At 41.4% G+C, this 19,583-nt stretch carries 22 protein-coding genes; 14 read left to right on the top strand and 8 right to left on the bottom strand.

The window, feature by feature from the left end; genetic code table 11:
* Positions 1-22: 22 nt before the first annotated feature.
* On the bottom strand, positions 23-613 hold the full coding sequence (gene slmA / locus AACT19_RS09865) for a nucleoid occlusion factor SlmA (protein ID WP_016768952.1): 591 nt from the start codon (positions 611-613) through the stop codon (positions 23-25).
* Between the two features lie 139 nt (positions 614-752).
* On the bottom strand, positions 753-1,994 hold the full coding sequence (gene coaBC, locus AACT19_RS09860; RefSeq protein ID WP_076646102.1) for a bifunctional phosphopantothenoylcysteine decarboxylase/phosphopantothenate--cysteine ligase CoaBC: 1,242 nt from the start codon (positions 1,992-1,994) through the stop codon (positions 753-755).
* Positions 1,995-2,217: 223 nt separating this feature from the next.
* On the opposite strand from coaBC, the gene radC reads away from it, so the two are divergent.
* From radC to mutM, 5 genes are all read left to right on the top strand, one after another.
* Positions 2,218-2,892 (top strand): RadC family protein, encoded by a 675-nt coding sequence (radC, locus tag AACT19_RS09855; protein WP_026012282.1) that lies wholly within the window; start codon positions 2,218-2,220, stop codon positions 2,890-2,892.
* Positions 2,893-3,184: 292 nt separating this feature from the next.
* Entirely contained in the window at positions 3,185-3,421 is a 237-nt protein-coding gene (gene rpmB, locus AACT19_RS09850) for a 50S ribosomal protein L28 (protein ID WP_004728407.1), read from the top strand.
* Positions 3,422-3,434: 13 nt separating this feature from the next.
* Positions 3,435-3,602 carry a 50S ribosomal protein L33 gene (gene rpmG, locus AACT19_RS09845; protein ID WP_002535344.1) on the top strand — a complete coding sequence of 56 codons (168 nt, stop codon included), beginning with the start codon at positions 3,435-3,437 and terminating at the stop codon, positions 3,600-3,602.
* Positions 3,603-3,929: 327 nt separating this feature from the next.
* Positions 3,930-4,478, top strand: coding sequence for a hypothetical protein (locus AACT19_RS09840; RefSeq protein WP_076646101.1), 549 nt, complete (start codon positions 3,930-3,932; stop codon positions 4,476-4,478).
* Between the two features lie 2 nt (positions 4,479-4,480).
* Entirely contained in the window at positions 4,481-5,290 is an 810-nt protein-coding gene (gene mutM / locus AACT19_RS09835) for a bifunctional DNA-formamidopyrimidine glycosylase/DNA-(apurinic or apyrimidinic site) lyase (protein ID WP_004733186.1), read from the top strand.
* Between the two features lie 24 nt (positions 5,291-5,314).
* Here the strand turns inward: mutM and AACT19_RS09830 are convergent, their stop codons facing one another.
* From AACT19_RS09830 to AACT19_RS09810, 5 genes are all read right to left on the bottom strand, one after another.
* Positions 5,315-6,244 carry a glycosyl transferase family 90 gene (locus tag AACT19_RS09830; protein WP_004733188.1) on the bottom strand — a complete coding sequence of 310 codons (930 nt, stop codon included), beginning with the start codon at positions 6,242-6,244 and terminating at the stop codon, positions 5,315-5,317.
* The gene (gene coaD, locus AACT19_RS09825; protein WP_004733190.1) at positions 6,241-6,723 is read right to left on the bottom strand and encodes a pantetheine-phosphate adenylyltransferase; all 483 of its coding nucleotides are present in this window, start codon (positions 6,721-6,723) and stop codon (positions 6,241-6,243) included. The genes AACT19_RS09830 and coaD overlap by 4 nt, the downstream gene beginning before the upstream one ends.
* Complete coding sequence (locus AACT19_RS09820) at positions 6,716-7,516, bottom strand: glycosyltransferase family 2 protein (protein WP_004733192.1); 801 nt, start codon at positions 7,514-7,516, stop codon at positions 6,716-6,718. The genes coaD and AACT19_RS09820 overlap by 8 nt, the downstream gene beginning before the upstream one ends.
* Complete coding sequence (locus AACT19_RS09815) at positions 7,506-8,282, bottom strand: glycosyltransferase family 2 protein (RefSeq protein WP_004733194.1); 777 nt, start codon at positions 8,280-8,282, stop codon at positions 7,506-7,508. The genes AACT19_RS09820 and AACT19_RS09815 overlap by 11 nt, the downstream gene beginning before the upstream one ends.
* A gap of 92 nt (positions 8,283-8,374) precedes the next feature.
* On the bottom strand, positions 8,375-9,427 hold the full coding sequence (locus tag AACT19_RS09810) for a glycosyltransferase family 9 protein (RefSeq protein WP_004733195.1): 1,053 nt from the start codon (positions 9,425-9,427) through the stop codon (positions 8,375-8,377).
* A gap of 92 nt (positions 9,428-9,519) precedes the next feature.
* On the opposite strand from AACT19_RS09810, the gene AACT19_RS09805 reads away from it, so the two are divergent.
* The 9 genes from AACT19_RS09805 to AACT19_RS09765 all read left to right on the top strand — a co-directional run bounded on the left by AACT19_RS09805 (position 9,520) and on the right by AACT19_RS09765 (position 18,603).
* A complete protein-coding gene (locus AACT19_RS09805; RefSeq protein ID WP_004733197.1) occupies positions 9,520-10,233 on the top strand; it encodes a 3-deoxy-D-manno-octulosonic acid kinase in 714 nt (237 codons plus the stop codon).
* A gap of 59 nt (positions 10,234-10,292) precedes the next feature.
* A complete protein-coding gene (locus tag AACT19_RS09800; RefSeq protein WP_017093631.1) occupies positions 10,293-11,483 on the top strand; it encodes a UDP-N-acetylglucosamine 4,6-dehydratase in 1,191 nt (396 codons plus the stop codon).
* Positions 11,484-11,495: 12 nt separating this feature from the next.
* A complete protein-coding gene (locus tag AACT19_RS09795; RefSeq protein WP_017093632.1) occupies positions 11,496-12,647 on the top strand; it encodes a LegC family aminotransferase in 1,152 nt (383 codons plus the stop codon).
* The gene (locus tag AACT19_RS09790) at positions 12,647-13,639 is read left to right on the top strand and encodes a GNAT family N-acetyltransferase (RefSeq protein WP_017093633.1); all 993 of its coding nucleotides are present in this window, start codon (positions 12,647-12,649) and stop codon (positions 13,637-13,639) included. Before AACT19_RS09795 ends, AACT19_RS09790 begins: the two co-directional genes overlap by 1 nt.
* 8 nt (positions 13,640-13,647) lie before the next feature.
* Entirely contained in the window at positions 13,648-14,649 is a 1,002-nt protein-coding gene (gene neuB / locus AACT19_RS09785) for an N-acetylneuraminate synthase (protein ID WP_004733204.1), read from the top strand.
* Positions 14,649-15,812 (top strand): UDP-N-acetylglucosamine 2-epimerase, encoded by a 1,164-nt coding sequence (neuC, locus tag AACT19_RS09780; protein ID WP_004733206.1) that lies wholly within the window; start codon positions 14,649-14,651, stop codon positions 15,810-15,812. The genes neuB and neuC overlap by 1 nt, the downstream gene beginning before the upstream one ends.
* Positions 15,796-16,782 (top strand): pyridoxal phosphate-dependent transferase, encoded by a 987-nt coding sequence (locus AACT19_RS09775; protein ID WP_017093634.1) that lies wholly within the window; start codon positions 15,796-15,798, stop codon positions 16,780-16,782. Before neuC ends, AACT19_RS09775 begins: the two co-directional genes overlap by 17 nt.
* A gap of 67 nt (positions 16,783-16,849) precedes the next feature.
* Entirely contained in the window at positions 16,850-17,908 is a 1,059-nt protein-coding gene (locus AACT19_RS09770; protein ID WP_004733210.1) for a nucleotidyltransferase family protein, read from the top strand.
* A gap of 2 nt (positions 17,909-17,910) precedes the next feature.
* Positions 17,911-18,603 (top strand): acylneuraminate cytidylyltransferase family protein, encoded by a 693-nt coding sequence (locus tag AACT19_RS09765; RefSeq protein WP_004733212.1) that lies wholly within the window; start codon positions 17,911-17,913, stop codon positions 18,601-18,603.
* Here the strand turns inward: AACT19_RS09765 and AACT19_RS09760 are convergent.
* Positions 18,596-19,582, bottom strand: a complete 987-nt coding sequence (locus tag AACT19_RS09760) for a glycosyltransferase family 52 (protein WP_004733215.1) — start codon at positions 19,580-19,582, stop codon at positions 18,596-18,598. The two genes, AACT19_RS09765 and AACT19_RS09760, sit on opposite strands and share 8 nt — an antisense overlap.
* Position 19,583 lies beyond the last annotated feature (1 nt).

The following is a 19,583-nucleotide window of genomic DNA, read 5'->3' as shown; positions in this document are numbered from 1 at the left end:
TGATTGCTACTTAATTTGATTGCTACTTAATCTGAGCGCTCAGCAGTGCCCAATAAGCATCAAAGTTTTCTGTCGGTTGATATTTGAAGTCAGAACGTACAAATCGATTCAAGCTGCCTTCAACCTGACCGAGCAGTTGAGCCGCTAAGATCTTCTCATCAACAGGGAACGATTTCCCTTCACGAAGTTTCCTTTCACGCAAGATCTGGCGAAGTTGAGTCTCAATACGCTCAAAAAGCTGATTGATGCGTTCACGCAGGCGCTCATTCTCAAACATTAGGGCATGGCCCGACAAAATACGAGTCAAACCAGGGTTGCGCTCAGAAAAGACTAAGATAAGTTGCATCACGAGGCGGATACGCTCAAGAGTGTCTTTTTCTTCATCGAGAATACGGTTGATTCGAGACATCAACGCTTCTTCAATGAACTCTATTAGGCCTTCAAACATGCGAGCTTTGCTTGGGAAGTGGCGGTAGAGCGCAGCTTCAGATACGCCGACTTGCTTGGCCAACTTTACCGTTGTGATACGAGAAGCACCTTCGGTCGATTCCAACATTTGTGCGAGAGCTTGTAGGATTTCTTCACGACGGTTTGATTTTCGAGTACCAGCCATCTATTTACTTCCTTTCCTAAAGATGAGGATTGAGTGAAGCAGGATTATAAACACCATTCAATTCTGTTTCCTAGTTTTGTGAGCCCTAGGTCAACAGAATCGAGAGGTGTCAGCAGATTGTCAGAGCAAATTTGTGCGTTTATGCACCAATAAGCTGTTGGATCTGATCGAGGATCTGGAAACCAAGTGTGTCTTTGCTATCCAGTGGCAGAGATTTATCACCGTCTTTCCAATAAAGGTGCAATTCATTACTGCTGCTATTGAAGCCTTGCCCTTCGACAGAGACATCATTAGCACAAATCATATCGAGGTTCTTTCTTTCCAGTTTACCGCGCGCGTACTTCTCAACATCTTGAGTTTCTGCAGCGAAGCCAACAGTAAATGGACGCCCTTCGGACATTGAGGCGACAGAAGCGACGATGTCTGGGTTCTTAACCATTTGAATGGTCATGTCGTCTTTACCATCGACCTTTTTAAGCTTTTGGTCTGCAATGGTCTCAGGGCGGTAATCGGCCACCGCGGCGCAGCTGATGAAAATATCGTGTTGATCTGCGTTGGCAGTAACGGCATCAAACATCTGTTGTGCGCTGTCGACATCAATGCGATTGACCTTGTTTGGCGTCGCAAGTGAAACAGGGCCACTGATTAGAGTCACTGTTGCACCTTGTTTAGCGGCCGCTTCAGCCAGTGCATAGCCCATCTTGCCTGAGCTATGGTTGGTAATGTAACGCACCGGGTCGATGGCTTCACGAGTTGGACCCGCCGTAATTAACACCGAACGGCCAGCAAGCGGTTTAGGTTGGAAGAAGTCTTCGCAACGGTGCACGAGCTGCATTGGTTCTAGCATGCGACCCATGCCGACATCACCACACGCTTGTTCGCCTGCGGCAGGGCCCCAGATTTCACAGCCACGACGTTTTAGCGTCGCGATGTTCTCTTGAGTTGCTGGGTGGCTGTACATCTGCTGGTTCATTGCCGGAGATACCGCAACTGGCGCATCGGTTGCTAAAAGCAGCGTGGTCAGCAGGTCGTTGCCCATACCTGCCGTCATGCGAGCAATAAGATCTGCGGTTGCTGGCGCTAATAACACGAGGTCAGCCCATTTCGCGAGCTCGATGTGCCCCATGGAAGCCTCAGCAGCAGGATCAAGCAAACTATCAGATACTGGCCTTCCAGAGACGGCTTGCATGGTGAGAGGAGTGATGAACTCCTTGGCTGCATTCGTCATCACGACTTGTACTTGCGCCCCACGTTCAATTAAGCGTCGAGTCAGTTCGGCACATTTATACGCAGCAATACCACCACTAATGCCAAGGAGGATTTTTTTTCCAGCTAGGCCTTGTTGGTCAGCGTTATCCAGTTGATTAACCAATGTTTGCATGATTCTGTTCCTTAATTTCTCTGGGACTTACGATATCAGAACAAAGGATTAGTGCCTAGAAGCAGAATTCGAACAGACTTGATGCTCATCAAATTGGTGTTATCAAACTTATCAATTACACGGTTTTGCTAGCGACTCGTTTCCTTTTTTCTTTATCAAAGGATCTCTGGTTGCAAGCTCATTAAGCTGACGGGTTGTATTCATGACCCTAAATAGCCTTTATATGCCTATAAGTAAGATGCCTGTTGAGTCGATGCCAAGAGAAAAGTTACTGAGTAGAGGGCCAGATTCTTTAAGTGATGCGGAGTTGTTAGCGATATTTCTTCGAACGGGCACGCAAGGAATGAACGTTTTAGAGCTATCTGACAAGTTGATCAAAGATTTTGGTTCGTTGCGCCAACTTTTTTCTGCAACCGAGACTGAGTTTTGTGCTCATAAAGGGATGGGGCAGGCGAAATATGTCCAGTTGCAGGCCGTTTTAGAGATGACGCAACGTTATTTGGCCGAAACTTTATCTCGAGGCGATGCACTCACTAGCCCAAGCCATACCAAGTTGTATCTTTCGAGTATATTGCGCGATCGCCAGCGAGAAGCCTTCTATATCTTGTTCCTAGATAATCAAAACAGGGTAATAAAGGATGAAGTGATGTTTGAAGGAACCATCGATGCCGCATCAGTTTACCCTAGAGAAGTAGTGAAACGGGCACTTCATCATAATGCAGCAGCATTAATCCTAGCGCACAACCATCCTTCTGGTGTTGCGGAGCCAAGCCAAGCAGATAGGCGAATTACACGCAGATTAACCGACGCATTGGCGCTGGTGGACATCCGAATTCTCGACCATTTTGTGGTTGGAGATGGCGAAGTTATCTCTTTTGCAGAACGCGGATGGATTTGAATCACATTTTAGGTTGTTAGTTGCGTTAAATCTGCTATCATTCCGCCCACATTTTAGAACCTTAAATCAGCTCTGATTACTCAAATAGCTGCCCTGTTCAAAAAAAGATCACGAAATCCTTAAAAAGGATCTGTTCGGGTCTTGAGCAATGCATGTCAAGTTAGTATAATACGCGACCTTTGATAGCCTTGAATGGATTTTCCATTATGGTTTTTACCTCTATTTTCAGAATTGATAGAGAGGTTCGGCCACCAAGGTTGATATCGAGCTGAAACGATTTGGAGAGACATTCATGTCCCGAGTATGTCAAGTAACTGGTAAGCGTCCAGTAACGGGTAATAACCGTTCACACGCACGCAATGCTACCAAGCGTCGTTTTCTGCCGAACCTACAAACTCACCGTTTCTGGGTAGAGAGCGAAAAACGTTTTGTTAAACTACGTCTAACTGCTAAAGGCATGCGTATTATTGATAAGAAAGGCATCGATGCTGTTCTTGTTGATATCCGTGCACGTGGCGAAAACGTTTAAGAGGAATTAAGCAATGGCTAAAGGCATTCGTGAGAAAATCCGTCTAGTATCTTCTGCTGGAACTGGTCACTTCTACACAACTGACAAGAACAAGCGTAACATGCCAGGCAAATTTGAGATCAAAAAGTTTGATCCAGTAGTTCGCCAGCACGTTATGTACAAAGAAGCTAAAATCAAGTAATTGATAGCCCCTTTGTCTCTTCTTTTATAGAAGAATAAATTAAAAACCCAGCTTATAGCTGGGTTTTTTTATGCCCAAAATTTGGGAAGCCCCATTGTTTGAGAGGTCTAAGGTTTTTCGAGAAGACTAAGTGTTTTTGATAGACGTAAGTTTCATTGGCTCAATTTGGCACCTACCGCACAGACGTTACACTTGCCGATGGGCTTATGTGATAGAAAATAGCGCAACATAGAAAGTATCGCCTTTTTCACGATATACTGAACACTCAATAGGTTAGATGAGCAGAATCAGATGAGATATCGTGGACGCCGATGGAACAACATACTCATGTTCAGTGTGATTGCTTTTATTGGGGTGTTAAACCTTCCAACATTGATCAAAGCTTATTTGATCGAGCCCGAACCTGAAGTTACGGTCAGCAGTCCTTATCCTTCTCTTTTAAATCCAGCAGCTGAGCTTCAAGCTTTGCACTTTGCTAATTGGTCAGTTGTGCTAGAAGACGATCATTGGGTTTATCAATTTAAAGATACAGCACTTCCTCAAACTACCAATGCGCAAGAGTTGTCGCAGCGATGGAAAGAGCTTGTGGGCACCGAAGTCGATTCTCAAACCTATACCGACCTCTCACCACAACTGAATACCCCGCACACCATCGAGGTGTGGTATCAAGATCAAGAAGAACCACAACGCATTACCTATTATCAACTGCCTCAGTTCTGGCTGCTAAAAAACTGGAATGATCAGTGGTTGGCGGTGTCTATTGAAGAGAGCTACTTGTTTCCAAGTTTTGGCTCAGACCAGTCCTTTAAATCAGACCAGTCATTTAAGTCAGACAAGCTATCTATATCAGACAAACCACCTAAATCGGACGACTAACTATGCCTGAATTACCCGAAGTTGAAGTAAGCCGTATGGGGATCTCGCCTCATTTAGTCGGTGAGAAGATTAAATCCCTGACTTTTCGCACGCCTAAGCTGCGCTGGGATATCCCTCAAGAACTTAAGCGATTAGAAGGGCAGGTGATTCGTTCAATCTCGCGTCGCGCAAAGTACCTATTGATTGAAACCGATATGGGCACAGCTATAGTTCACCTCGGTATGTCTGGCTCACTGCGCGTGTTAGATGCCGATTTTCCGCCAGCAAAACACGATCACGTGGATCTTAAGCTCACCAATGGCAAAGTATTGCGCTACAACGATCCGCGCCGCTTTGGCGCTTGGCTGTGGTCGGCGCCTGATGAGATACATACTGTATTACTGGGTTCTGGTCCTGAGCCACTAACTGACGATTTCAATGCTGACTACATCTCTGAAAAAGCCGCAAAACGTAAAGTGGCCGTTAAACAGTTCATCATGGACAATAAAGTGGTGGTGGGCGTGGGAAACATCTATGCCAATGAAGCACTATTTTCTTCACGAATTCATCCACTTCGCCCTGCTAATAAGATAACTCAAGCCGAGTGGACCTTGTTAACTGAAGAAATCAAACAAGTGCTCGCCACCGCGATTAAACAAGGTGGCACCACGCTAAAAGACTTCGCACAAGCAGATGGCAAGCCGGGGTATTTCGCTCAAGAACTGCAAGTTTATGGGAAAGCCGGTGAAAAGTGCCCTAACTGTGAAGCTCTAATCCAAGAGTTAAAAATAGGGCAGCGGAACACGTTCTTTTGTGAAGAGTGCCAGAGCTAAGAATTTTGGTGGCCCTGCAATTTTTTAGAGCGATTGTCCTGATTTTTCAAAGTACTTCTGAGCAACAAGTAAGGATATGAGTCGCTCTTGCTTTGTATCTTTAAATTGTTCGACCCATTTGTTTGCGTTTCGGATTATGGCCTCTGCTTCTTCTGGATGGTCAATGAAGTACCCAACTTTGTCAGGAAGATCTGAATAGTCGTTTTTTAGTTCTACGTAGTGATGCCCAGCAAGGAGTTGACCTTCCATGAACCAAGTTTCATATTTTGGCTTAGACATTAATACTAGCGAGTTTGACGACATCGACCATTTTAGGTTAGTAGCTACATCGTTTCCTTCTATCGCCAAAAGAAACTTGTATTGAAGTTGTTCTTCAATAGACATAAAACCTTTTTCCCAAGGTTGGCCTTCATGGGGGCGAGTTTGGCCTAAATTACACATTGGGTGATTGTAAAATTGTTTGATCACTACTTGTCTGTGAGGCTGAAATCCGACGCCTCTCCATGCCACCATATCCTTTTTATCTCTAAAGCTTAATTTGTCATCAACAAATTGGAAGTGACGAATTGCATTCAATTTCAAAACAACACAGTTCTGATTTTCACCTGTAATTGGCCGGCTTTTTAAAAAGCTTGGCTGTTCGGGTATGTGCCTAATATCACCGTTTAAAACCGAAAATCGATTTTCAGGGTCAAAACCTTTAATTACTTTTAATAAATCGAAGTAGTAAGTATTTCCCCCCGTTTTCTTGAAGTTTTTTACAGTTTGTACTTCGTTATTTAGTTCAAAGGGTTGAGTAAGTTTGTTGTAATAGTCAACGCGACTCATTACTTCCTCACGCCTTTTCTGTTCAATATCGGTGAGCAATTTTTTAGCTCTATAACGAAAAACCGCTGGAGGGAGGATTGATATCAGCCCATGAGTTACATAGTACTTAAACTTTGTCAGGCTCATTTCGTAACCTTGTCGATTATAGCTGTGTTGACTGTATTCGGGACAAAGCCACTGATGTCTCCACCATGAATGGCGACTTCTCGAACTATAGTTGATGATAGAAAGGCATATTCTTCAGATGGTGTTAAAAATACACTTTCAATGCCGGGCAATAGCTTTCTATACATACTGGTTAAACCAAATTCATATTCAAAGTCTACTGTTGTTCTTAAGCCTCTAATCAAGATATTTGCATCTTGCTCTTTAGCAAAGTCCACCAATAAACCGCTAAAGCCGGCAACAGAAGTATTGTTTATATGCGAAGTTGCCTGTTCTATTAACTCTACTCGCTCAGGTAAACTGAACATAGTTTTTTTTGAAGGACTAGCAGCCACACCAATTAGCACTTCATCGAACATTTTTGCAGCACGCTCAATGATGTCTAAGTGACCGTTAGTGATAGGGTCGAATGTTCCAGGGTAGATAACCTTTTTAGTCACAGCCTTTCTCACTTATAAATTGGTTGATTCCATTTTGACAGAAAGTAAGTTTTTGATTGACTGTATTATCAAGAATAGCATCGTTTTCGGGCAGAGAACCTCGCGAATTTTCTGGGTGGTAAAGGTGATAACCAACCCCAGCAAATTTCAAATATAGTCTATTAGTACCCTTATTGAGCATGCGGTGTACAAATTCACTGTCTTCTCTTCCCCAACCAACAAAATCTTGATTAAAACCATTTACATCAATGACATCTGATTTCCAGAAAGCCATGTTACATCCGCGAGTTGCTTTATCACTGTTTCGGATATAGGAAAATATTCTCGCAAGAAAAGGGTTTGATATGCAGTTTTTACGATTACGAATATCTTCGGAAAATAGTGTCGGCATTGATTTTGTTCGCATCAGTCTTTCGCTGATTTCTTCACCGAGTAGAGCTCTACCGCCTTGGACAAATTGTTGCTTTTTAGCCGCTCGAACATGTGACTCAATAAATGTTGGGGAAAGAAGAATATCGCCGTCGATCATGATTATATAATCGCCGCAAGCTTTTGCTATTGCTCTATTTCGACTCATGGACAAACGGAAGCCATTATCTTCGTGCCACGAATGAATAAGAGGTACCGGGAAAGAACCTTGATATTGTTTAACTAACTCTGCGGTGTCTTTTTTTGAACCATCATCGGCAATTATGACTTCATCTGGTAGTGTGCTTTGTATGGTGACACTATCAAGAACGGCACTTAATGCTTCCTTCCAGTTGTAAGTCGTTATAATTAAACTACATTTCATTTTTTTTCTGCTCTGATCGTAGATACAAATCGATGTATTTGATAAAAGTTGAATGAGTTGCTAACCAAGCAAGAATAAACCCATGTTTCCCGTCGAGAAAGCCTCGCTTAATGATATACATTTTTACGAAACAACCTAACGCATGGATTAAAGCTGTAGATAGGCCTGCTTTTTTCTTTCCTTCACGTTCGTCTGTCCAAGCTTTCAAGTAACCAGTCGTTTTATTGATATAGTGATGCAGGTTGTCATAAGTGAAGTGGAGTAATCGACCATTGAGTTTTTGAACTGTAATGTCGTTATCAATAATCACTTTCTCGTGCACGAGTGCACTATTGTATCTGCCATCCTTTATATTATAGAGCCTAACTACCCAGTCAGGTGACCAACCGGAATGGTGAATTACTTTACCAAATGCATCGCTTAGTCGATTTATTTTGTAGGCAGTCTTTGGTAGGGCTTTTTCTATAACATCTATGATTTCTTTTTTTAGCTCTGGAGTGACCCGTTCATCTGCATCTAACCAAAGTACAAAGTCAGAGGACACGTGTTGTTGAGCTAATTGACGCTGTCGACCAAACCCTTTCCAGTCTTTATTTACAAAGAACTTGTCAGTATATTCAAGAGCTATACCTTTAGTATCGTCCGTGCTTCCTGAGTCCAGAATGATAATTTCATCAACCCAGCCGTGAACCGTCTCTAAGCAATCTCGAAGGTGCTTGGTTTCATTTTTTACAATAAGTGCAACTGCAAGGGTTGGTTTCGCCACTGTAATTACCTAAATTTAGTTAAATATCGAATTATACAGAAATATGGACCACACCATATTTAGCCATGGGAATTATGGTTCGCTTGCTTCAATTACAAACGAAGATCTTTAGCCACTGATTCAAACATATCAATGACTTTTTTACTGGGTATCCTCTGCATTGCAAGAGGATCTTTTACACGAGTTCGCCAATCCAATTGATCTGACGGTTTATTGTGCTCAGCTTGGATTGCTTCTTCATACGCTGAAACAACATACTGTTGATAGTTGTATGGGCCAGTTCTATCAGGGTTATGGTGTGCATATAAACCAATAACTGGGGTGCTCATAGCATTAGCCATATGAGTCGGTCCAGTATCTGGTGCTATTACCATTGTAGCGTTGTCAATGAGAGCTAACATTTCAAGTATGCTGCTTTTGCCAACGAGGTTTAGACAAGGTGCGCCTAATTTTTTTTGAATATCTTGAGCTAATTCGACTTCAATTTTAGCAGGGCTTCCTGCTAACGTGACATGCCACCCTGATTGCCGTGCATGGATAATGACATCAACGTAACCTTGCACTGTCCAATTCTTATAACCTTTGCTCGCAGCAGGAACAATAACTAGTTTTTTGTTTGAGCTGGAGAGTTGTTCTTGTGCCCATAATTTGTCTGCTTTGCTATAGCTTAACGCCCAAGTTGGTCGTGCTTTTGGCACACCTAAAGTGTGAGTAAAAGCCATTAAACCATCGAGAACGTGCATTGTGGTCGGGGAGGGAACCTTTATATTGGTGAACAAAGTCTGAAAGTCTTGGCTACGTAAAGCATCAAACCCCAACTTATATTTGGCGTTGATGCCTAGAGTCGCAACGCTAGCTCTTAGGGCGTATTGCATGTGCAAGAGAGCATCAAACTGTCGACCCTTCAAAGATTTCCAGAGCTGAATATAGCCTTTTATTCCCGCTTTTTTATCGAATACTATGACTTCTACGTTGTCTATAGATTGAAGGAGTTGAGATTCAAGTTTGCCTGTTATCCAAGTTATCTTTGTTTCGGGCCAGTATCGCTGAATCGACTGAATCGCGGCAATGGTGTTACATACATCGCCAATAGCAGAAAGGCGCAAGACACAAAGGGATTTTGGAGCGGACTTGAACAAAGACATATAGCAAACTCTATCGATATGATTAATAAGAATTATGCAGTTGAGACCTAGGAATGTAAAATAAAACGATCTATTAAGACAGGTATCCTTGTATGCAAACACTTAGACTCGACAATCAGATAATTTGGTTTGATCAAACAGTGATTGATGAAAAGCAAGTGCAGTTTGCGTTTGATGCTGACTATTGGCGAGAGAAAAGTTGCATTGTCGGCAGTGCATTCGGGCGAGGAACAACTTGGTTTGTTCAATTAGATTCGGCACAAGCTGCATTACGCCACTACCGACGCGGTGGATTGTTTAGTAAACTAATTGAAGATAGTTATTGGTTTAATGGGGAAGAAAACACTAGAAGTTTCCAAGAGTTGACGCTTCTTAATTACCTTCGGGAGTCTAATGTCCACGTACCACGGCCAATTGCTGCACGTGTTGTAAAAAGCGGATTTACTTATAGAGCGGATTTGTTAAGTGAAAAAGTGGCAGATGCTCGAGATCTTGTTGCTATCCTTAAAGAGAAACCATTAACTAAAACTATGTATCAGAAAATCGGTAACGAGATTCGTAAAATGCATGCCGCACAAGTAAATCATACTGACTTGAATATCCATAATATTCTGATTGACGGTGCTGACAAGGTATGGATTATAGATTTTGATAAGTGCTATCAACAACAAGGCGATACTTGGAAGCAAGGTAACTGGTCAAGATTAAAAAGATCTTTTGAAAAAGAGCGTTTGAAAAATGACATTTTTTGGACCAGTACCGAGTTTAGTCAGATTACTAACGACAAGGTCAATGTAGATGATTAGTTACGCTTTTGCCTGTGCGCATGACTTAGATTATAAATTATTAGAGTATAGATATTAATATGAATGCCATTCTCCCCCTTATCGGTCGTACCGAGTCCCTTTTCCCTCAAGATATTTCTAGTAATGAATCTGAGTTATCGCGCATTGTTTCGGAATCTCGCTTCCTAGTGCTTGGCGGTGCAGGCTCAATTGGCCAAGCTGTAACCAAAGAAATCTTCAAACGTAACCCGAAGAAGTTGCATGTCGTTGATATTAGCGAAAACAACATGGTTGAACTGGTTCGTGATATTCGTAGCTCATTTGGTTACATCGATGGTGATTTTCAAACATTTGCGTTAGATATTGGTTCTCTAGAGTATGACGCGTTTATCAAAGCTGATGGCAAGTTTGATTATGTGTTGAACCTATCAGCACTTAAGCATGTTAGAAGCGAGAAAGATCCCTATACATTGATGCGAATGATCGATGTAAACGTATTTAATACAGATAAAACCATTCAACAGTCTATTGATGCGGGTGCTAAAAAGTACTTCTGCGTTTCTACTGATAAAGCGGCAAACCCAGTCAATATGATGGGCGCATCAAAGCGTATCATGGAGATGTTCCTAATGCGTAAGAGTGAACAAATGGCTATCTCAACAGCGCGCTTTGCCAATGTTGCGTTCTCAGATGGTTCATTGTTGCATGGTTTCAATCAGCGTATTCAAAAACGCCAACCTATCGTGGCTCCAAACGATATCAAGCGTTACTTCGTGACACCTCAAGAGTCAGGTGAGCTATGTCTAATGTCTTGTATCTTTGGTGAAAACCGTGACATTTTCTTTCCTAAGTTGAGTGAAGCACTTCATCTTATTTCGTTTGCTGATATTGCCGTGAAATATTTAGAGCAACTCGGCTATGAGCCTCACTTGTGTGAAACAGAAGAAGAAGCTCGACAATTGGCTCATACACTTCCTGAACAAGGAAAGTGGCCATGTTTGTTCACAGCTAGCGATACAACGGGTGAGAAAGACTTTGAAGAGTTTTTCACGGATAAAGAAGAGTTGGACATGTCTCGATTTGCAAATCTTGGAATCATTAAAAACGATCCACTTTATGACCAAGAATTACTAACCCTATTCGAAGACAGCATTTTAGCGATGAAAGGCGAGAGAGCTTGGACTAAGGGTCAAATTGTAAAACTATTCTTTACCATGATCCCTGATTTCGGGCACAAAGAAACGGGTAAATACCTCGATAGTAAGATGTAAGCGGAGTAAGTAATGAAAGCGACATCTATTGTTGAATTTGTTAGAGATACTTATAGAACTAATGAATTCATTCCGTTGCACGCACCAACGTTTAATGGCAACGAAAAAGCCTATGTTATGGAAACGATTGAAAGTACTTTTGTTTCTAGCGTTGGTAAATTTGTTGATGACTTTGAGCGAAAGATTGAAGCGTATACAGGTGCGGCTAAAGCGGTAGCGACAGTCAATGGTACTGCAGCACTACATGCGGCCTTGTACATGGCTGATGTTCAACGAGGAGACCTTGTTATTACACAAGCTCTGACTTTCGTTGCAACTTGCAACGCTCTTTATCATATGGGTGCAGAGCCTATTTTTGTGGATGTTTCTCCTGTGAGCTTAGGCCTATGCCCTAAAGCTGTAGATGCATTCTTAAGTGAGCATGCTGAAGTAACCAAGACGGGGTGTATTCACAAGAATACAGGCAAACGAATTAAAGCGGTTGTCCCTATGCATACCTTTGGCCACCCTGTAGAGCTTGATGAGCTGGTTGCAGTTTGCCTGAAATGGAATCTTGTTTTAGTAGAAGATGCAGCAGAAAGCCTAGGTTCTTTCTATAAAGGTAAGCACACCGGTACTATTGGTGATGTGAGTGCAGTCAGCTTCAATGGCAACAAAATCATTACCACTGGTGGTGGCGGTATGGTTCTATGTAAAACTCAAGAACTAGGAGCACGAACCAAGCATGTCACTACGACAGCGAAAGTGCCTCATCCTTATGAATTTTTCCATGATGAGCCAGGTTTTAACTACCGCATGCCAAATCTGAATGCAGCGCTTGGTTGTGCACAGATGGAAGTGATTGAGCAATACCTTATTCAAAAACGCAGTCTTGCTAATCAATACATAAGTCTGTTTGAAGGGACTGACATTAAGTTTGTTGTCGAACCCAAGTACGCTAAATCCAACTATTGGTTGAATGCCATTATTTGTCCTGATGTTGAACTTCGTGAACATATACTGCAGGAGACGAATGCTGCTGGTGTCATGACTCGCCCAATCTGGAAGTTAATGCATCGTTTACCCATGTTTGAAAATGCCATGTGTGGCGATCTAACTCAATCTGAGTTTATTGAAGCGCATTTGGTTAATTTACCTAGTACTCCAATTCTTAGAGCTGAATGATGACGAATATTACCATTACAGATTTGCCGTCAGACATATACTACCAGCGAGAATACTCTGCGCTATATGAAGGCGATGGTGAACATTTTGAATTTCAGTATGATGAGGATAGCTCTTATGTTCGGTTTAGTGCTTTAAAACGTCCAATCCGAAGTGTTGCTGGGCAAGATATCACTGAAGAGTTGTATGATTTAGAAACACCTTACGGTTACGGAGGTCCAATTTCTAACTCTTCAGATACGTTATTTTTGCAGCGTGCATTTAGTGCCTACAGAGAGCATTGCAAAGCTCAGAACATTGTGTGCGAGTTCATCCGTTTTCACCCTTTTAATACTGTCGGTGAAATGCCGTCGTTATTTGACATGCATTTCCCTGAGCGCCAAGTCGTTATTGTTGATCTAGAAAAGAACACAGAAGAGCGCCGAAAATCATACTCAAAAACAACAAGAAACATCGTTAAGAGAGCTGAGAAAAACTTATCTGTCGATACAACATCAGTACAACTCTCTGATTTTATGGAGATGTACTATGAAACAATGAAGAAAAACTCAGCCAGTGACTTTTTTTACTTCCAAGAAAGCTACTTCAATGATTTGAATGCTTTAGATGGTGTGTCTTTACTCGCCACAAAGAAAGAAAGTACATATGCTTCAGTGGGCTTTTTCATGTGCGGTAAAGAACTCGCGCACTATCACTTGTCTGCTAATAATCAGGATATCGCTAAGGAAAATGGCAATTATTTGCTACTTGATGCCGCTTTTGAGCATGCTAAAACCCAAGGTTGTCGCTACATGATGCTAGGTGGAGGTCGAACCTCTTCTCCTGACGACAGTTTATTCAAGTTTAAGTCGAAATTCTCTCCTTTAACGATGCCATTTTATATTGCAGGGCTGGATTTTTTGCCCGAAAAACGCCAGATGTTGAATCGAATATGGATTGACCAAAGTAAAGATTCTACTACTCCGAAACTATTCCAGTTATACCGAGCTTAGAGGTAACTATGACAAACAAGACTTTTATTATCGCAGAAGCAGGTGTTAACCATAATGGTGACATTGGTCTAGCTAAGAAATTGATTGACGCGGCGGTAGAGGCTGGGGTTGATGCTGTAAAGTTCCAAACTTGGAAAACGGAGTTACTCGTCACTGAAGATGCTCAAATGGCTGAGTATCAAGTGGAGAACACTCAGCGAGAAGAAACTCAGTTTGAAATGCTCAAACGTCTTGAATTGACCTACGATGATTTTGCCGACTTAAAAGCATACTGTGACGCGAAAGCGATCACTTTTATGTCGACACCTGATGAAGAACAGAGCGCAACGTTCCTTGATGATCTACAAGACGTCTTCAAAATAGGCTCAGGGGAGTTAACGAATACACCTTTCCTACGTCATATTGCTGGTTTTAAAAAGCCCGTTATTATCTCTACTGGGATGGGCTACTTATTCGAAGTTGAACATGCTATAGCTACGCTTGTTGACGCGGGCTTGTCACTTGAAGAGATTACAGTTCTGCACGCGACGACAGACTATCCGACATCGCCAGGAGACGTAAACTTAACAGCGATGTTAACGATACAAAAAGCCTTCCCGGGTATTGCCGTTGGGTACTCAGATCATACGTTAGGTATTGAAATTCCAATTGCCGCAGTGGCTATTGGGGCTAAAGTTATCGAAAAACATTTTACTCTAGACAACCAAATGGAAGGCCCTGACCACAAGGCAAGTCTAGAACCTAATGAACTGTCAGATATGGTAACCGCTATTCGCAACATAGAAAAAGCGATGGGTTCTGGTTGGAAAATACCAACCAAAACGGAAAAAGCGAACCGCGATATTGTAAGAAAGAGCATTATTGCAGGTAAGGCGATTTCGGCCGGACAAGTTATCTCAGCAGATATGCTTGAAATCAAGCGCCCTGGTAACGGTATTTCTCCAACTCGATGGGATGAAGTCGTTGATTCAATCGCGAAGAGAGACTATCAAGTTGGAGAGCTAATCTGATGCGCAAAATATGTGTAGTCACAGCGACACGAGCTGAATACGGATTGTTAAAGTGCTTACTTGAAGACATTCAAAGCGATTCAGCGCTTGAGCTTCAAGTTATATCAACAGGTAGTCATTTATCTCCAGAGTTTGGTTTAACGAATCAGCAAATTCTTGATGATGGATTTGTCGTGAATAAGACAGTAGAAATCCTTCTTTCCTCGGATACTCCGGTTGGAGTTAGTAAGAGCATGGGCCTTGCGCAAATCAGCTTTTCAGAGGTGTTTGATGAGTTAAAGCCCGATATTGTTGTCGTATTAGGGGATCGTTATGAACTGATCCCTATCGTTTCTGCGGCAAATATTGCCCGCATTCCCGTTGCGCACTTGAGTGGTGGAGAGCTTACCGAAGGTGCGATCGATGAGTTAATTCGTCATGCTATAACTAAGTTATCCCAGCTACATTTTACTGCGATGGATGAGTATTCCACTCGAGTTATTCAGATGGGTGAGCAACCAGAGCGTGTATTCACCGTCGGAGAAGTCGGCCTTGATAACTTACTTCGTATGCAGTTGATGTCGAAAGATGAGTTTGAAAACTCCATATCTTGTAAATTAAAAGAGCGGAATTTACTTTTCACTTATCACCCTGAAACTACACAAGATATCGCAGAAGTCGAAAGAGATTTTCGAGAGATCCTTAGTGCATTAGACACTTTGGAGCATACGTTAGTCATCTTCACTAAGGCGAATGCTGACGTAGGTGGTCGATTGATAAATAAGATGATAGATAAGTATGTCGCTGAAAACACTGAGAAAGCGATTGCATTTACCTCTCTAGGACAACTTCGTTATTTGTCAGCGTTGCAGTATATGGATGCTGTAGTAGGAAACTCTTCAAGTGGTATTGTGGAGGCGCCGTCGTTCAAACTCGCAACTATTAATATTGGTAACCGTCAAAAAGGGCGTGTGAGGGCGAATAGCACAATCGATGTGAGTGTAAACAAGGCTGATCTCACTTCGGCATTAGCTGAGGTTTATGCTCCGGAATTTATGGCATCTTTAAAGCATATCGTGAATCCTTACGGGCGTGGTAACAGCTCTGAGAAAGTTGTGCAAACTCTTAAAACCGTTGAACTAAGCAGTTTAAAAACAAAGCAATTTTATGATGTTAAGTACTGAGACTAAAATGGTCGGCGGAGAGCAAGAACTTGAGAATGAAGGTCTTTTCTATGGTGTAACCAATAGTGGACGTTCATCACTAAGGTGGGCAATTCGCTCTATGTCTCTTCAACGAAAGAAGGTTCTTGTTCCGGACTTCGTGTGTCAGATAGTTGTTGATGTCTTACTTGAATTTGATATTGAAGTTCAATTTTATCAAGTTCGAGAAGACTTTGAATTTGAGCTGCCCAATGAACTAGGAAGCATCAGTGCCATATATCTCGTGAAATATTTTGGCCACGAGAGTCACTCCTTCGACAAGCTAATTAAAAACACAGATACACCACTCATTATCGATGACGTATTTGGTATTGAAGCGCCTAAAATTCCTGCTGAAGTACCATGGTGTTACTTCAATAGTTTAAGAAAAATTACAGCTGTAGCTGACTTTAGCCAGTTAGTGTCGAGTACACCGTTAAAAGAACTACGCAAAGAACGACTACCTAACTTTTCTACTCTTAAGTACAAAGCGAAATCTGCTAAATCTCAATACCTTAATGCTTCAGTAGGGAAAGAGAGTGATTACCTACCACTCTTTTCCAATGCAGAGAGCTTACTTGATGAATGTTCTGGAGTGTATGAGCCAGAAGACAGAAGTGTATTCTTAGCTTGTCAGTTTTCCCTTAATTACCGAAATGAGCAGAAAGCCCGAGTTGAGAACTTGGGAGTTGCTAAAGCAACGCTCGATTCAGAGCAGTTCATAGACATTAATGCAAACTTCCCATCTTTCTTGCCGTTATTATTAATGAATCGCGATAGAGTTCGAAAGGCATTAATGGGGCATTCTATCTTTTTAGCTGTTCATTGGCCCAAAATCAGGCAAGCGCCGAGTTTACTGTGTGACACTATTCTGTCATTACCGTTAGATAGTCGCTATACGGCGGAAGACATCAAGCGGATATGTGATTTGATAAAGAAATTAGATAAATGAATCAAGACAAATTAGAAATCGAACCGATAAAAATAAATAAATGTGTAAAGTGGAATGGTGATTGCCTATGAGTCATGAGTGGAAAAATGTGCAGCTAGTACCATCATCAACAATTCTAGATGCGCTGGATATTCTTGATAAAGAAGCATTACGTGTTGTTCTGGTCATCAATGATAAAGGTTGCCTCATCGGAGTTGTGACTGATGGAGATATTCGTAGAGGTTTATTGAATAAACTTTCATTAAACGATGAAATATCGACGGTTATGAATACATCCCCAATAACTGCAACTCTTGGAACCTCAAGAGAACAGCTTATTGAATTGATGGAACTAAAAGGTATTTTGTCAATTCCGTTAGTGAGTGAGAGTGGGGTTGTCGTTGGGTTAGAGACGCTGCAGGATATATTAAGTCACCCTTTAGTGAAAAACCCTGTCTTTATTATGGCCGGTGGTTTTGGAACTCGTTTACGTCCTTTGACGGATAATTGCCCTAAGCCGATGCTTAAAATTGGCGATAAGCCTATTCTTGAAACTGTGATACGAAGTTTCATCAAAGCTGGCTTTGTGAACTTCTACATTTCAACACACTACATGCCAGAACAAATTCAAGATCACTTTGGTAATGGCGAAGAATATGGCGTCTCCATTCAATACGTTCATGAGGAGCAACCCTTAGGTACCGGAGGAGCTTTGGGGTTACTACCAGACGATCTTCCTAAAGAGTTGCCAATCATCATGATTAATGGAGACGTGTTGACCAAAGTGGACTTTAAACGTTTACTCGATTTTCATTTAGAAAATGATGCTGATGCAACCATGTGCGTTAGAGAGTATGACTATCAAATCCCTTATGGTGTCATCAATGGAGAAGGGAATAAAATTACGAGTATGGTTGAAAAGCCTGTTCAACGATTTTTTGTTAATGCTGGTATTTACGTAGTATCCCCAAGAGTTATAAATTCAGTTCCCCAAAATTATAATATTGATATGCCGACTTTGTTGGAGCAGCACATGAAAGAGAGAGAGAAAGTGCTAATGTTCCCTATTCATGAGTACTGGCTAGATATAGGCCGTATGGATGACTTTAATCGAGCTCAAGCCGATATTCATGCATTAGGGATATAGAGATGTTAAGTAATAAGAAGATCATGGCATTTATTCCTGCTAGAGGTGGGAGTAAACGTTTACCTAGAAAGAATGTACTTCCCTTATCCGGTAAGCCACTAATCAACTGGAGTATAGAGGCAGGAAAAAAGAGTCAATATATAGATCGTGTATTTGTCAGTACTGATGATAAAGAGATAGCAGACGTTGCTTGTCAATTGGATGTTGAATTGCCTGAGTTGAGGCCTGCTGAATTAGCTTCAGATACAGCAAAAACAGAAGATGTTTTATTATATAGTCTAGAAAAATTTGCTCCTGATGTTGATATTGTTGTTTTACTTCAACCTACATCTCCTCTGCGAACAGCAGAACATATTGATGAAGCTCTAGATCTATTCATCAAACAGAAAGCATTTTCGGTTGTATCTGTTACGCCTTGTGAACACCCCCCTCTTTGGTCTAATACTTTGCCTAAAGATAACTCTATGGGCGACTTCATTAGGCCTGAGGCTCTATCAAGATCTCAGGATATAAGTCAATATTATCGACTCAATGGCGCTATTTACATCTTTGATGTAAAAAAGCTCCGTGAATATAATGAAATACGTTATACATCAGAGACCTATGCTTACGTGATGGATAATGATGTCTCATTTGATATTGATACTGAAATCGATTTTGACTTGGCTCAGTTTTTTATGGAAAGAGCTACTTAGCAATAAATTCCTTTATGTTGTTACTTAGCATCTGTTGCTTTAATTCTCGTTCAAAGGATTTATCAAGATTGCTACTCGATATTGAGTATATTGGCATTTCAGGGTAGAGCAGTCGACATGAAAACATCACGGTTGAGAATGTTCCGATAAGTGATGATAGTTTGATTTTTTTGTCGATTAACTCTATTTCTAACGGGTACTCACTACAGTGATACTTTACTTTGCCTGATTTTATTAATGCATCACGAACTGGTTTTTTTTCTGTTCTATGGGGGAAGTAAAGGATATCCCTTTGTGCATTATGTGAAATTTTTAATATTTCTGACAAATACTCGTCGATGGATTTGTGGTTTTTGTCACCAATCGCTCCTTGACCAATAAAACCTATTGGAGCATTTTCATCATACAGTGTGGGATGTCCATATTTGCCTTTTAGGCTTTTCAGAGAGTTTTTATGTACGGTGAACTTACTGGGTTTTAAATCAAACATAGTAAATATTTCTAGGTTTTCAGATTGAGCTAACCGACCTATTGGCTTACTGCCATTACAACGAACGACAAAATCTTGAATTAGGCGAGGTCGATAGAATTCATTCTCTGTAAGGATGAACTTTTGATACTCAAGAAGTGTTAATGTACCGTCATCAAAATAGATTTCTTTGTCGATGGGAAGGTTCCGAATAAGTAGCTTCGTCCACCAAGCGTTATACTCAGCATAAAAAAAGTGAGACAGCCTTTTCGTATTAAGGAGCTTTTTAACTTCTCTAATTACTTTAGGAAATACAAAGCTTCTGTTTCCTCGCTCGATTTCAATGACATAATCCCAATCTTTCAGGTTTACGATTTTTCGTTGTTGAGTTAGCCCGTGAGTGCCATTTTGATTCATGAGAACTAGAATGTTATTTTTGCAGCGTAAGTGTTCTCGAGCTTCAACAGCACAGATATACTGTAATGGTGATGTAACTAAAAAAAGATTCATT

Origin of the sequence: Vibrio sp. 10N.222.47.A9, from assembly GCF_963872585.1 — a bacterium.
Classification (GTDB): Bacteria; Pseudomonadota; Gammaproteobacteria; order Enterobacterales; family Vibrionaceae; genus Vibrio; species Vibrio splendidus.
The sequence above is the reverse complement of the archived record's forward strand: the minus strand, read 5'-3'. Positions and strand labels throughout refer to the sequence as shown.

Excerpts from the sequence above, each read along its gene's own strand:
- mutM (WP_004733186.1), top strand. The coding sequence starts at position 4,481 with ATGCCTGAATTACCCGAAGTTGAAGTAAGCCGTATGGGGATCTCGCCT.
- AACT19_RS09840 (WP_076646101.1), top strand. The coding sequence starts at position 3,930 with ATGTTCAGTGTGATTGCTTTTATTGGGGTGTTAAACCTTCCAACATTG.
- AACT19_RS09805 (WP_004733197.1), top strand. The coding sequence starts at position 9,520 with ATGCAAACACTTAGACTCGACAATCAGATAATTTGGTTTGATCAAACA.
- AACT19_RS09830 (WP_004733188.1), bottom strand. The coding sequence starts at position 6,244 with ATGAGCCTGACAAAGTTTAAGTACTATGTAACTCATGGGCTGATATCA.
- coaBC (WP_076646102.1), bottom strand. The coding sequence starts at position 1,994 with ATGCAAACATTGGTTAATCAACTGGATAACGCTGACCAACAAGGCCTA.
- AACT19_RS09820 (WP_004733192.1), bottom strand. The coding sequence starts at position 7,516 with ATGAAATGTAGTTTAATTATAACGACTTACAACTGGAAGGAAGCATTA.
- AACT19_RS09800 (WP_017093631.1), top strand. The coding sequence starts at position 10,293 with ATGAATGCCATTCTCCCCCTTATCGGTCGTACCGAGTCCCTTTTCCCT.
- AACT19_RS09770 (WP_004733210.1), top strand. The coding sequence starts at position 16,850 with ATGAGTCATGAGTGGAAAAATGTGCAGCTAGTACCATCATCAACAATT.
- AACT19_RS09765 (WP_004733212.1), top strand. The coding sequence starts at position 17,911 with ATGTTAAGTAATAAGAAGATCATGGCATTTATTCCTGCTAGAGGTGGG.
- rpmG (WP_002535344.1), top strand. The coding sequence starts at position 3,435 with ATGGCTAAAGGCATTCGTGAGAAAATCCGTCTAGTATCTTCTGCTGGA.
- AACT19_RS09775 (WP_017093634.1), top strand. The coding sequence starts at position 15,796 with ATGATGTTAAGTACTGAGACTAAAATGGTCGGCGGAGAGCAAGAACTT.
- radC (WP_026012282.1), top strand. The coding sequence starts at position 2,218 with ATGCCTATAAGTAAGATGCCTGTTGAGTCGATGCCAAGAGAAAAGTTA.
- AACT19_RS09760 (WP_004733215.1), bottom strand. The coding sequence starts at position 19,582 with ATGAATCTTTTTTTAGTTACATCACCATTACAGTATATCTGTGCTGTT.
- AACT19_RS09810 (WP_004733195.1), bottom strand. The coding sequence starts at position 9,427 with ATGTCTTTGTTCAAGTCCGCTCCAAAATCCCTTTGTGTCTTGCGCCTT.
- rpmB (WP_004728407.1), top strand. The coding sequence starts at position 3,185 with ATGTCCCGAGTATGTCAAGTAACTGGTAAGCGTCCAGTAACGGGTAAT.
- AACT19_RS09790 (WP_017093633.1), top strand. The coding sequence starts at position 12,647 with ATGACGAATATTACCATTACAGATTTGCCGTCAGACATATACTACCAG.
- AACT19_RS09795 (WP_017093632.1), top strand. The coding sequence starts at position 11,496 with ATGAAAGCGACATCTATTGTTGAATTTGTTAGAGATACTTATAGAACT.
- slmA (WP_016768952.1), bottom strand. The coding sequence starts at position 613 with ATGGCTGGTACTCGAAAATCAAACCGTCGTGAAGAAATCCTACAAGCT.
- neuB (WP_004733204.1), top strand. The coding sequence starts at position 13,648 with ATGACAAACAAGACTTTTATTATCGCAGAAGCAGGTGTTAACCATAAT.
- neuC (WP_004733206.1), top strand. The coding sequence starts at position 14,649 with ATGCGCAAAATATGTGTAGTCACAGCGACACGAGCTGAATACGGATTG.